Here is a 13,002-nt window from a genome sequence, read left to right on the forward strand (position 1 = left end):
CCAAAAATTTAGCTTTTTAAATTATTTAGATAATTTTGATGTAAGGATAACCTCAGCAGCCTTCAATCCGTCGATTGCACTTGAAACAATTCCTCCAGAATATCCGCTTCCCTCACCAATTACATACAAATTATCAATATTTTCGCTTCTCAACAAATCATCTCGGTCCATTTTCACAGCACAAGAAGTTCTCGTTTCAACTCCTGTGAGTACCGCTTCATCCATCGAAAAACCGTGAAGTTTCTTGTCCATCATTTTTATCGCGGTTTTGATGTAATCTGTAACGTGTTTTGGATAAATATCGTTCAAATTACTCAAAACATATCCAGGTTTGACAGTAGGGACGACTTCACCGATTTTTTCTGATTTTTTATCGTTCATAAAATCTTTTACCAATTGAACTGGCGCATTGTAATTAGATCCTCCCAATTCAAAAGCCTTGCGTTCGATTTCTTGTTGAAATTTAATTCCGTCCAACAAATTGTGTCCGTAAGTATTCTCATCTATACCACACACAATCGCGCTATTTGCGTTTCTGCCGTCTCTTTTATGAAAACTCATACCATTGACACACAACTCATTTTCTTCGCTAGATGCATTGATTACATATCCTCCCGGACACATGCAAAAAGTGTACACTCCTCTTTTGTTTTCTTCAGAATAAGAAAGTTGATAAGTCGCGCTTGGAAGATTTCTATCACATTTATATTGAGCAAAATCAATCATTTTTTGTGGATGCTCAATCCTAAATCCAACTGCAAATGGCTTGTTCGTCATTTTAATTTTATCTGCTAACATCACAGCAGTATCTCTTGAACTATTGCCAAGAGCCAAAACGTAACAATCTGATTGGAATTTTTTATCATGCGATTTTATTCCAACGCATTTTTCGTTTTCGATTTTCACATCGTCAATCAATGTATCAAATTCGAATTCGCAACCCATTTTTATAAGGTCATTTCTCATATTCACGATTACTTTTTGTAATTCATCAGTTCCGATGTGTGGCTTGGAGTCGTACATGATTTCACTTGGAGCGCCGTAGTCGACAAATGTCTTCAAAACTTCCCTGACTCTCTTGTCTTTGGAGCGTGCTGTTAATTTCCCGTCAGAAAAAGTTCCAGCTCCCCCTTCACCAAATTGCACGTTACTGTTCGTGTTTAGCTCTCCAGTTTTTAAGAAATGTTCGATATCATCAACTCTTTTTGATACCTCACTTCCTCGTTCAATAACCTTGACCTTTGCTCTATTTTTCGCTAATAAATACGCACAAAACAACCCTGCAGGTCCACTTCCCACAACTGTGACGCTTTTCGAATTATCTACATTCTCTAATCTAAAATCTTCCTCAAAATATTTCTCACAATTCTTGATTGATTTTATCTTTTTATCGGACAAGTCGACATCAACTATAACTTGATAATTGAACAGAATCCCCTTTCTCGCATCGATTGATTTTCTGTAAATCTCGTAATCGAAGTTTTTCATTCCAATCATCTTGGAGATTTTTTTCTTCAATTCGTTCTCATCGTCATTTTTCAATTTTATATTTCTAATAATAATCATAATTTTCTCTCTTTCGTTTGCTACTTGTATTATATCATTATTTAAATAGAAATATTGATAAGCCATGCATTAGGTATTTTAAAATCCTAATGCTAAGAATATCATACGGAAAAAATTGTAGATTTCTAAATCCACACCTAAAAAGCTGCCTACCTTAGTAGACAGCTTGCGTTTTATTTTTCTTCAAACATTTCCTCTAATATATCTATTGCATCGTTCACAGCTTGTGGACATTTTCTTTGCATCGTGTTTTCTTGTTCGATTTTTTCAAGATTTTCTGCTATATTATCTCCCAATATTTCTTCGCAAATTATCGTTGATTGTTTTTCCTTGAATTTGGTATCAAATTCGAACATTTTTTTGATGAGTTCGACTTTCTTCTCGCCTTCATTTGGCTTTGAATGACCGTATTTGATTCCCAAAACCATGTAGGCACCAGTTACTGCTCCACAAGTCATTCCCTTGTACATGCCGCCTGTAAATGGCGATGCGATTTTTGTAAGAAGATTTTTGTCAACTCCCAAATCATCTGCAAAATATCTCAATACAACTTGTGCACAATCTATCCCTTCAGTAAATTGTTGCCAAATTTCTTCATTCGTTAATTTATTCATCCAATGCACCTCCACAACTTGAACCACTTCCTGCAGTACATCCGTAGCAATAATCTTTACACACAATTTCTCTAGACAAATCATCTACATTAATCAAATCTTTTATGTTTTTGTAGACCTTCATAGGAACTTTTTCTGCTAAATGGAAGTCACAATCGTGAAGATTTCCCAAACTATCCACAGAAATTTGGAATCTGCACATGATATTTTCAACAGTTTCTTCGTTGTAATTATCTTCCAACAATTTCATATAATCTTCGTATTCGCCTTTTTCTACCAAAAAATCTCTGAAATATCCAATAGGCATATTTGTAATTGTAAACAAATTACTGAACACAACATCTTTCTTTTTTAATTCGCGTTCGTAATCTGATTGAAGATTGGATTGTTCTGGTGGCAAGAATCCTCCGAGTGGATTGTAAACCAAGTCCAACTCTTTTTCAGTGCCGTATCCCATTTCGTTAAGTCTCTTCAAGTTAGCTATGACTTTGTCGAACACTCCATCTCCTCTTTGGCTGTCCACATTGTCTTGCGTATAACAAGGAAGTGACACTACGATTTTGATTTTTTCTTTGTCAAATAAATTCATTAATTCTTTGTTTTTTTCGATATCTGTCGCATTCGTACGAATAATAAGTTCGTCTACTCTTTTCAAACATTCCTTCATAAACCACACGATTTCTGGATGTGTTGTTGGTTCTCCACCTGTAATATCCACAGTTTTCATCTTGTGATTATCCAAAAATTTAAGGCAGTCTTGCATAGTTTCTTTGGACATTTCTAAATTTTCACTGTTTTTCATAATGTGACAGTGTTTACAACGCAAATTACATTTTTCAGTAATATTTAATTGTAGAGTTGTAATGTCACCTGTTTTCTTAAATTTTTCTGATATTCTATCTTCGAATCTCATTTTCTCCCCCTAAATTTCCCCTTTAATGCATTTTTAAAAAAGCTTGGATCGCATTTTTCATCTATGCCAACCATTTTACTTACAAAATGGTGTACTTCATTATTTGCCACAAACTTGGATGAACAAGTTGCGCAATAAGTATACATTTTTTCGTTTTTGATGGAGTTTTGCATTTGTGTTGCGATTTCTTTTTCGCTTTTTCCTGCAATTCCACCAGCACCACAGCAGTTTGTACTTATGTATTTATTGTTAAATCCTTTGATATGTCGTTTGATTTCTTCAAACATTATATGATTATACCTGTCAGAACATGGGAAGAACACATTCACTTTCTCATCAATGTCTTGTATCATATCTCTTTCTTCGAGCCATTTGAAAATCGTGATAACTTCTACTGACAAATTTTTGTAGAATTTGTGGAAACAGTTTGGACATACGCACACAATTCTTTCCACTTCTTTGTCTTCAAGTTCTTTCTCAAGTCTTTCCATATAATTATTTTCAAATCCCGTAAAATCACTTGGAAGATTGCAACAATCAATTGAATAATCAAATCCTTCTTTGTTGAACAATTCCATTAAATATTTTGTTGTGTCTGGATAAAATGCTGGAAAATTACATCCCAAATACAACAAATCTTTTGTTTTTCTATCGGATTTGTTTTTGAAGAAATAATTTTCTTTTTGTTTTTTCACAGATTCAAATTTTGGATTTTGTTTTCTTAAAATAAGAGAAATCTTTTTTCCATCCAAATCAACTGGACACACTGCTTTACATTTTTGACACAAGAAACAAGAAAACGCCAAGTCTTGTCTGTCTGCAAAATCTTTCAAATTAATCTTGTATTTTGTCAAAAAAGGGCAGTTCTTCGTACATTTACCGCAATCAATACACTTATCTTTTACTTCTTGTAAGTAATCATTTGTACTTTTGTTTGATATCATCTACGCTTTCCCCCTTGCGATACATATATTGGCATTTTTGCATCATCCACATAGTCTTAAAAGGACCATTATTTTGAAATCTACGCGATGAAGAATATATCTTCATTTTTGATAGGAAGATTTTGTATCCTTTTTCCTTTACCCTAATCGAAAAATCATAATCTTCCATTAAATCTATGTTTTTGAATCCACTCATCTCATCGTAAAACTCTCTAGTAAAAAACATTCCCTGATCACCAAAAGCTATGTTTCTGTGTCTGACACGATTGCTGGAATTAAATGCCACAATTTGCATTATGAACTTTTTCGGAACAAAGGAAATACTGAAACAACCCATTTTATAATTTTCTAAAATAGATTTGATTTCTTCTTTTGGATTTTCTCTAAAAAAAGTATCCGCATGAAGAATCAGAATTATTTCCCCATTTGAATTTAAAATTCCATTTATAATTTGATTGCCACGACCTTTGATGCTTCTAATTGGATTATATCCGCGTTTTTTTATTTTTTCAAACGTATCGTCATCGCCACTCACGCTGAAAATCACCTCGAACTCATCATCAAAAACATCTAGACGATCGATGAACTTGTCGATGTTGTCAGATTCGTTATATACAGGCACTATTACTGAAATCATTCGCTTTTATAAACTCCCATATATTATCTAAAAATTCATCCGACAAATACGCTTTTATCTTCTCAAAAGTAAATCCATTATCCCTGTTTTCGTCAACATATTGAGTGTATGCCATTGAGCACCAAGTTATTCCTCGTAGACACGTAAACAGCAAATATTTTACGAATTTTTCCCTGTCTACTTTTGTTTTTGATAAGTTGTCGTATTCATCTAAAAAATCATCCATTGTGTCGTTGTCAAAAATTACATCTGTCTTCCAAAAAGTCGTCGTCGGTGCCAAAAAGTGCGCCAAATCTTGTTCACGCTCTCCTATAATCGGCTTTTCCCAATCTATAACGTAAGATTTATCTCCTATGATAAAATTTTTATTGTTGAGTTCAGTGTTGATAAGACATGGATTTTGAAGTGAAGAAGTAAGTCCCAGATTTTTGATGTATTTGAGCATATTTGAAATCTTTTCTTCGGTTGTATTGTTTTTCTTGTCCCATTTTTGATAATGAGAAAACATCTGCGTAAATTCGTCGAACATCATCTCAAAAGGACTGTCCGCTTTTATAAAATCTTGTCCAATAACATCCAGTGAGTGGATTTGTGAGAGCAAATATGCTGCGATTTTTAAATCAGTATGATAATCCAAATCTCTTCCTATCAAATACTCTTCAGTAAGATAAGAAATCCCTGATAATTCATCCTTTTTCAAATCGTAAACCTTGGCAGTTACATTTGATTTTTCTAAAAATTTGAGAGCCTTGTATTCGTATTCTATTTGATTATCCAAATGCATTTGGGATCCTCTTGCAATTCTTATCAAATAATCATCATCTATTAGATAATTTGAATTGTACTCGCCTTTACCAAGTAATTTCACGTTGTCTGATTTGGATATGTATTTTACAAAATCAATATCAGTGTCGATATCGTGAGTTTCTCCCAATTTAAAATAGGACAAACCATTTTCAATCAAACTATTTTCCAAATCGTTTTCTACATTCGGATTAGAATATTTTTTGTTCTCAAACAAAACATCGTGTGATTTCTTCATCCCAATCAAACTGTAGCCGCCATCTTCTGTCGGGCTGAATACTACGTCATAATCCTCTAATTTATCAAAAGCTTCATCAAAAATTTCATCATCAAAATCAATGATATCTGAACCAATTAAAACCACTTTAGAATATCCTCGTGACAAAACTTCTTTTATGGAATTTTTCATCCTTTGACCAATATCATCTCCTGTTTGTCTGATACAGTCATGAGGAGAATTTTTCGTGTAATCCTCAAATAATTCGTCTGGCGTTAGAGATAAGAAAACTTTGTATTTTTTGATAATATTTACGTTTTTATCAATCAAATTGCCGCTGAATTTTATTCTTTCATTTTCTGATAAAAGATTCGACAATCTAGTTTTAGAATTTTTATTTGGAATTTTGGTCATCAAAATTACTGCGTTCATTTTATCTCCTGTAAAAAAAGCGGCCCAAAATATGAGCCGCTTAAATTTTAAAAATTATTTTACTAATTCGTAGTCGTGTTCTTTAGTTCCATCTAAAGAGTTGAATACGTCTTTGTTTCCTCTTTCAACTAATTTTTGAGCTAATTGACCAGATTTATTTCCAGAATAGCAATAAGTGTAAACTGGTTTATCTGTAGGAATTTCTGATAATCTTGCATCAGCTTCATCTAAAGGCATGCTGATAGCATTTTTGATGTGACCTTTGTCATAATCTTTCTTATCTCTTACATCAACTATAACGTTGTTTGTATCTTCAGAAGCTTTTACTAAATCGGCTGGTAAAATGTTAGCAAATTTAACTAATTTGTATTCAAATTTCTTAACGCCTTCTGCGTTAGTAACATCTTTGAATCCATTTTTAACTAAAATTTCAGCAGCTTCTTGGCTCTTCTTACCGCTGTTACAAATTGTAATTACAGCTTTATCTTTGTAAGCATCTAATTTTGAAACTTCTTGTTCGAAAGTGTCGATTGGCATGTTAATAGCCCATTTAACGTGACCTTGGTCATATTCATCTTTGCTTCTAACATCAACAACCAATACAGTTTCTTTTTTCTTCTTGTCTTGTTCAATTGCTTCAAGATCTGCGCCCTTCATTTCTTTGATCGCAGCTTTTTCTTCTGATTTGTTTTCAGTTTTTTGTTCTGTTTTAGCATTATTGTCAGCTGGTTTTTCTGAATTATTTGAACATCCAGTAACAGTTAAAGCTGATACTAATGCTAAAGTTAATAAAAGTTTTTTCACTATAAATTCCTCCTAAAAATCTTTTCGATAATATTGTATCATACACATACTTCGAAACCCAAGGGTTATTTATTGAAATTTTCTATAAATGGATTGTTAAAGATTTTTGAGAAATATTTTTCTAAATTTTTTAATACCTGTTTTTATCCTTTATTCCACAACTTATAGCATCAACTGGACAGGCGTTTTTGCATCTAGCACATCTGATGCATTCTTTGTGATTGCAATTTTTAGTAGGATCAATGTTCATTTGACACACTTTCTTACATCTTCCGCAACTTATACATTTTTCTTTGTCCAATCTATATTTGAAAATAGAAATCGGATTGAAAAACGAATAAATCGCACCCAATGGACAAATATATTTACAGAAAGGTCTATAAATTATTATTGAAAGTAAAATTGTAATTATTAGAATACTTCCTTTCCAATAATACAAAAACCCAATTGCACCTCTCATGCTTTTATTGAGCAGTACCAGAGGAATTCCACCTTCAAGCATTCCTATTGGACAAATAAGTTTACAAAAATACGGCGATCCTTGCCCCAAAATATCAACCAAGAACATCGGCAAAATTATTACGAAAATTAGCAAAATAAAATATTTTAATTTTCTCAAATGTTTATCGTATTTGAAAGTTTTTATTTTTTTGAAAAAAGGAATTTTGTACAGTAAATCCTGAATCAATCCAAATGGACACAACCATCCACACACAAATCTTCCCATCAATGCGCCAATAAAAAACAAAAATCCGACTATGTAATAGCTAAACTTGAAATTTGAATTTCCAATTACAGCCTGTAACGAACCTATTGGACAACTTCCTTTTGCTCCAGGGCACGAATAACAATTCATGCCCGGAACACAGATTTTTTTCAAATTCCCGCCGTAAATTTTTCCGGTTTTAAATCCCTCTACATAAGAATTTGTAATCAGAAACCACAGTGATTGGAAAGCGTGTCTGAAATTATCCATTATTTTGTATTTATTTTTCTTATCTCCAAACTTTAGTAAATTTTTTATTTTATCCAATTCCAATACACTCCATGCAAATTCTTATAGCCTTATCCAACACAACTTTGACTTCACCGTTGTTGTATCCATAATAAATCATGCCAACTGATAAACACAAAATCATGACCGAAAATACTCGACTATGAATAAATTTTTTGTACATTTGAATCACCAATTTTATTTGTTTTTCAAATTAGCCAATTCTTTTTCGATAACTTGTTTCCATTCTTCTTTTGATTTTGCACCAGAATAAGTTTCTCCGACGATGTTTCCTTTTTTATCTACGAAGAAAGTTTCAGGCATCGCTTGAATGCCGTTTAATCTGCCGTTAAAATTTGATTTGTCTGGCATCAAGAACGGATATGAAGCTTTTGTTTTTTCTTGGATTAATTTTGATTTTTGCAAGGCGTCATTATTAGTTCCATTATCATCAACAGTATCTGTAACAACTCCTACAATGTTTACTCCTTTGGATTTCATTTCTTTGTAAACTTCCGATAAATCTGGAATTTCGTTCACACAAGCACTACACCAAGTTGCAAACACATTTACCATTGTAAGATCGTATTTTTCGAAATCTTTGCTTGTAAATTGTTTGCCATTGATATCTTTTGTAGATAAATTACCTAATCCTTTCACAGATTTTTTATCAAAAGCTTCTGTGTTTTCTAAACCAGTTTTTTCAGATAATACAAATCCATTTTCAGGACGTGGTTTTTTATCTATAATATCAATTTGAGTTTGGGCGAATTCTTTTGCAAAACCTTCGTCCATTTTACCTTTTGAACTTATGTAGTAAGCGAACTTACCATCTTTTGATTCGCCAATTTTCTTGTGATTGTCACATTTTGTAATCTTGGAAATCTCAGCTTCAGACATTTTTTTATCAAACATTCCAATAGTGCCTACTCTTTCCAATTCTCTTTGCCATTTTTCGTATCCATCGCCCATTTTATCCACTACTGCATTTTTTTGTTCTTCAGTTAATTTGCTGAAAGTAAGCATAGCGTATTTCAATTCTTTGTCGATTGGACTTTGTTCATCCAACATCGCAATTTTCTTATTCGTCATATCTTTTTTAACTTGTTCTGGAAGTTTGAACTTCAATCCCAAAAACTCATATACAAATTCATCTTTTGGTTTTAATGAATAATCAGAAGGTTTGAATTTTTCGTTTTCACGGTTTTTATCATTTTTCATTCCAGCTTCTTTTGGACTTACCACTTTAGTTTGCTTTCCAGTATTTCCACTAGATTTTTGACATCCAACTGCCCCAACGCTAAAACACAAAGCTAGTAGCAAAGTTGTTCCTTTCAATACATTTTTTCTCATAATTTCCTCCATAAAATATCTAAGGTAATTTTTAGATAACACGGTCTCGTGTGATCTGATATTATATTACGATAGTTTTGTGAAATGCTTGTGAAACAAAAAATAATGCGTCTTTTAAAACGCATTATCATTTATTTAAAATTCCTATATAATTTTGTGTTAAACTTCAGTGCTGATTATTCCGATAGCAACGCTGCCATATCCTGAATGGCAAACTAATACCGGAGATAATACTTCGATATCAAAAGGTATATTATTTTCGGTTTTTAGTTCGTCGTAAATTTCACTGGATTCTTTTTCAGAATCTGCATGTACTACAAAAAACTCATGGGATTTGTCTGATTTGTTTTTTTCTGAATTTAAGAGCCTCATCATATTTTTAATTGCTCTTTTCTTGCCGATAACTTTATCTACTATGTCTAGTTTACCATTTTCCAATTTCAATATAGGTTTTAGACTTAAAGCACTTCCAATTAATCTCTTGGATTTACTAATTCTTCCACCTTTTTCAAGATATTTTAAAGTGTCCACTAACAAGAAAACTTTTGAAGTCAATTTTATTTTGTTTATATAATCTTCTATTTCATCCAGGGATTTATCTTGATGAACCATTTCAATTGCCTTGTTAATCAAAATTGCCTGACCGAGAGAAGCCGATAAGCTATCGATAACTCTTATGTCGACATCATATTCTTCTTGAATAATTTTCTTGGCAATCTCTGCTGATTGGTACGAGCCACTCAACTCGGATGTTATTGTGAAACATATTATGTCACATCCTTGTTTCGCAGCTTTTTCAAATTCAATTTTGTAGTCGTCTGGACTTGGTTGAGAAGTTTTTGCAAAAAAATGTGAATCGTTCTTCATCATTTCCAACAACTCTTCTGATTGTATATCAATTTTATCTTTAAGTGATGTATCTTCGTTTATTATTATGTTAAATGGAACAATTCCTATGTTATTTTGTTCCGTATAGGCTTTTTTCAAATCGCAAGCTGAATCTGATATAATTTTTATCATTTGCCCCTCCTAATTAATTTTTTTAATGATAACATTTATTGTTCAAGCGGTCAATTATATGTAATATAAATATATAAACTTGATTGAATTTAATAATTTATAAATTATCAAATAAAACCATTGCTCGAAAGCTAATTTTTTATCAATTAATTTTCAAACAAAAAAATCTATTATCAAGCGACTAACTTAATAATAGATTCGTGAATTTTTGATTAACTTTTCTTTACAAATTTATGTCCACAATGAGGACAAGTTACTTTGATTTTGCCTTTATTTCTTGGAATTTTCATTTCCTTTTTGCAGTTTGGACATTTAATGTATTTCTTATCCTTGGAATTTGCTGCTCTAATTTTATATTTTTCGAAAAAATCCGTCATAGGTTTTACAGCTTTTGCAAATTTTTGATTTTCAATCATTCGTTGATATTTATTAACAGAAAAAACTCTGAAAATTCCGAAATACACAATCAAAATCATCGTAATGATCTCTATAACTCTATTTTTAAATTTTAAATTAATCAAAGAAAGTATCAGAGCGAATACTATCATTGTTTTTGAGAAAAAATCCACTCCGTAAACTTTTTGCAAATAATTTTTAATTTTATCTTTCATCAATATCCCTCGTCACATATTCTAAAGTTTTTGCAATATCGTCATGAATCACGATATTTGCCATATTATCGTAGCTTGTACGATCTAGATTAATTAGTATCAAATTATCTCCTCGAAAATAATTGATAAGACCACTTGCAGGATACACAACAAGCGAACTTCCAGCTACAATCATCGTGTCTGCATTGTTAATCCAATTAATCGCTTTTGCAAATTCACTTTGCGGTGGAACTTCTCCGTACAATGTAACATCTGGACGCACAACGCCGCCACATTTTTCACATTTACAAGGTCTGTTTTGTTTGTAATAATCCAAATCGTATTTTGCACCGCAATTTACACAGTAATAATCTCTCAAATTCCCGTGAATTTCTGCGATATTTTTCGTACCAGCCATCGTATCCAGGCTGTCGATGTTTTGTGTGATAACGCCGAGTAATTTGTTTGCTTTTTCTAATTTCCTCAAAGAAAGATGTGCATTATTCGGCTTTACTCCATCGATAATCAAATTTTCCAAAACATAATCTTGAAACAAATCTGGATGTGTCACAAAAAATTCATGGCTCAACATATATTCCGGCGAAAAATCGCTGTCGTTTTTCTTGTTGTAAAGTCCAGTTGCAGATCTAAAATCTGGAATTCCAGATGCAGTGGACACTCCTGCCCCACCGAAAAACACGATTTTGTCACTTTGTTCTACAATTTGTTTTAATCTTTCAACATCATTCATTATTTATCGCTTCCCTTGCTTTTCTTTCTTGAAATCTCATTGAAACCGCCAATATCATCACCGATAAAAATATCATGAAACAGCCCAGCAATCTTCTTGGGTCTGTAGTTTCGTTAAATAAAATAATTCCTAATATTACTGATGTAATTGGTTCCAATGTCGAAAAAATCGTGTACGTACTGACACCAGCATTCACAATCGAAAGTTGGATGAAAAGCGTACCAAATACGGACACCAATATCGAAATCACAAATGCAATAATCCACGCATATCTTGATAAAGACAATGTAAAATCTCCAGTAATAAGTCCAAATATAAAAAGCATCGTCGAGTTAATCGTGCAATTATAAAATGTGACCTTGACGCTGTCCATGTTTTTAAGTCCAGATACATCCATGTAAATCAAATAAAAAGAATAAGTACAACCAGATGCCACTGCCAAAAACATTCCAAGCGGAAAATTATTGCTTCCGCCTACATTATTTGCGAGCAAAATTACTCCAATAATCGATGCAATAAGTGATATGAATTTGTATTTCGTCATTTTTTCATTCAAAAACATGACTGAATACACCGTTACAATTGTTGGAAAAATAAAATGGATTGAAGTTGCAAGCCCAACGGAAATGTATTGGTACGATGCGTAGAGCATTGTCATCGTGATACAACCACCAATGCTGCACATTAAAATTAGTTTTTTTAGTTCTTGTTTTGTAACTTTGAGGCTGATATTTCTACTCTTCAATGAAATTGCCAAAAAAGGAATCACGAAAAATCCTCTCAAAAAAGAAGTCATAATTACGTTACTTCCATTGTTCAAAGTTTCTCTGACCATAATCGGAGTAAATCCGAAAATCAACGCCGAGATTATGGCGAACATCATTCCCTTAGCTTTTCTCACTATTTATAACACTCCTTTTTTACGCATTTATTATCTTCATAATAAAGCACGATTTCAGAATATTTTCCGTCGTAAATAGCGAAAATTTCATCCATAGAATCGCTATGACCATCCATGTTTTTTAGTTCCTCGTAATCGATAAACTCCAACGTTCCTTCGACATTTTCTTTTACCAATTCTCCAGAAAAATCGTCAGTCTCGTACAAAAACCCTACAATTCTGTCGTTGTTGTCCATGTCATACCAACTAATCATTCCAATATATCTAATATTTTCTACATCCAGATTAGTCTCTTCCTTCGCTTCTCTGATTACAGAATCTGTTATTGATTCCATATTTTCGACATGGCCTCCTGGAAAAGTCAATCCTTCCCAGCCGTATTTTTTAACTTTATCTAAAACCAAAACATCATTTCCACGATTTATTTTGATCATATTGCACAAAATATTTTCCATAAATACC

15 protein-coding genes are annotated in these 13,002 nt (G+C 32.5%); all 15 read right to left on the reverse strand.

Annotated features, from left to right (window positions below; all coding sequences use genetic code 11):
- Positions 1 to 21: 21 nt before the first annotated feature.
- Complete coding sequence (locus ACU68Y_RS04045) at positions 22 to 1,566, reverse strand: NAD(P)/FAD-dependent oxidoreductase (protein ID WP_446755361.1); 1,545 nt, start codon at positions 1,564 to 1,566, stop codon at positions 22 to 24.
- Between the two features lie 173 nt (positions 1,567 to 1,739).
- Positions 1,740 to 2,180 (reverse strand): C-GCAxxG-C-C family protein, encoded by a 441-nt coding sequence (locus ACU68Y_RS04050; RefSeq protein WP_446755362.1) that lies wholly within the window; start codon positions 2,178 to 2,180, stop codon positions 1,740 to 1,742.
- Positions 2,173 to 3,093, reverse strand: a complete 921-nt coding sequence (gene arsS, locus ACU68Y_RS04055) for an arsenosugar biosynthesis radical SAM (seleno)protein ArsS (protein WP_446755363.1) — start codon at positions 3,091 to 3,093, stop codon at positions 2,173 to 2,175. The genes ACU68Y_RS04050 and arsS overlap by 8 nt, the downstream gene beginning before the upstream one ends.
- Positions 3,090 to 4,037 (reverse strand): (Fe-S)-binding protein, encoded by a 948-nt coding sequence (locus ACU68Y_RS04060; RefSeq protein WP_446755364.1) that lies wholly within the window; start codon positions 4,035 to 4,037, stop codon positions 3,090 to 3,092. Before ACU68Y_RS04060 ends, arsS begins: the two co-directional genes overlap by 4 nt.
- Entirely contained in the window at positions 4,012 to 4,674 is a 663-nt protein-coding gene (locus ACU68Y_RS04065; protein WP_446755365.1) for a TIGR04283 family arsenosugar biosynthesis glycosyltransferase, read from the reverse strand. The genes ACU68Y_RS04060 and ACU68Y_RS04065 overlap by 26 nt, the downstream gene beginning before the upstream one ends.
- A complete protein-coding gene (locus ACU68Y_RS04070; protein ID WP_446755366.1) occupies positions 4,646 to 6,127 on the reverse strand; it encodes a TIGR04282 family arsenosugar biosynthesis glycosyltransferase in 1,482 nt (493 codons plus the stop codon). Before ACU68Y_RS04070 ends, ACU68Y_RS04065 begins: the two co-directional genes overlap by 29 nt.
- Positions 6,128 to 6,181: 54 nt before the next feature.
- Positions 6,182 to 6,931 carry a rhodanese-like domain-containing protein gene (locus ACU68Y_RS04075; RefSeq protein ID WP_004166939.1) on the reverse strand — a complete coding sequence of 250 codons (750 nt, stop codon included), beginning with the start codon at positions 6,929 to 6,931 and terminating at the stop codon, positions 6,182 to 6,184.
- Positions 6,932 to 7,061: 130 nt separating this feature from the next.
- Complete coding sequence (locus ACU68Y_RS04080) at positions 7,062 to 7,964, reverse strand: 4Fe-4S binding protein (RefSeq protein WP_035111351.1); 903 nt, start codon at positions 7,962 to 7,964, stop codon at positions 7,062 to 7,064.
- On the reverse strand, positions 7,957 to 8,109 hold the full coding sequence (locus tag ACU68Y_RS04085) for a CD1871A family CXXC motif-containing protein (protein WP_002841292.1): 153 nt from the start codon (positions 8,107 to 8,109) through the stop codon (positions 7,957 to 7,959). The genes ACU68Y_RS04080 and ACU68Y_RS04085 overlap by 8 nt, the downstream gene beginning before the upstream one ends.
- A gap of 14 nt (positions 8,110 to 8,123) precedes the next feature.
- Positions 8,124 to 9,278: a TlpA disulfide reductase family protein gene (locus ACU68Y_RS04090; RefSeq protein ID WP_446755367.1), complete on the reverse strand. Its 1,155-nt coding sequence runs from the start codon at positions 9,276 to 9,278 to the stop codon at positions 8,124 to 8,126.
- 159 nt (positions 9,279 to 9,437) lie between these two features.
- Positions 9,438 to 10,298 carry a DegV family protein gene (locus tag ACU68Y_RS04095; protein ID WP_012290308.1) on the reverse strand — a complete coding sequence of 287 codons (861 nt, stop codon included), beginning with the start codon at positions 10,296 to 10,298 and terminating at the stop codon, positions 9,438 to 9,440.
- Positions 10,299 to 10,510: 212 nt separating this feature from the next.
- Entirely contained in the window at positions 10,511 to 10,909 is a 399-nt protein-coding gene (locus ACU68Y_RS04100; RefSeq protein WP_035111313.1) for a hypothetical protein, read from the reverse strand.
- Entirely contained in the window at positions 10,899 to 11,639 is a 741-nt protein-coding gene (locus ACU68Y_RS04105) for an NAD-dependent protein deacylase (RefSeq protein ID WP_446755368.1), read from the reverse strand. Before ACU68Y_RS04105 ends, ACU68Y_RS04100 begins: the two co-directional genes overlap by 11 nt.
- A complete protein-coding gene (locus ACU68Y_RS04110) occupies positions 11,632 to 12,540 on the reverse strand; it encodes a DMT family transporter (protein WP_446755369.1) in 909 nt (302 codons plus the stop codon). Before ACU68Y_RS04110 ends, ACU68Y_RS04105 begins: the two co-directional genes overlap by 8 nt.
- On the reverse strand, positions 12,540 to 12,995 hold the full coding sequence (locus ACU68Y_RS04115) for an 8-oxo-dGTP diphosphatase (protein WP_094202484.1): 456 nt from the start codon (positions 12,993 to 12,995) through the stop codon (positions 12,540 to 12,542). Before ACU68Y_RS04115 ends, ACU68Y_RS04110 begins: the two co-directional genes overlap by 1 nt.
- Between the last annotated feature and the right edge of the window lie 7 nt (positions 12,996 to 13,002).

This window comes from Finegoldia sp. P1-F-LS (assembly GCF_052932205.1).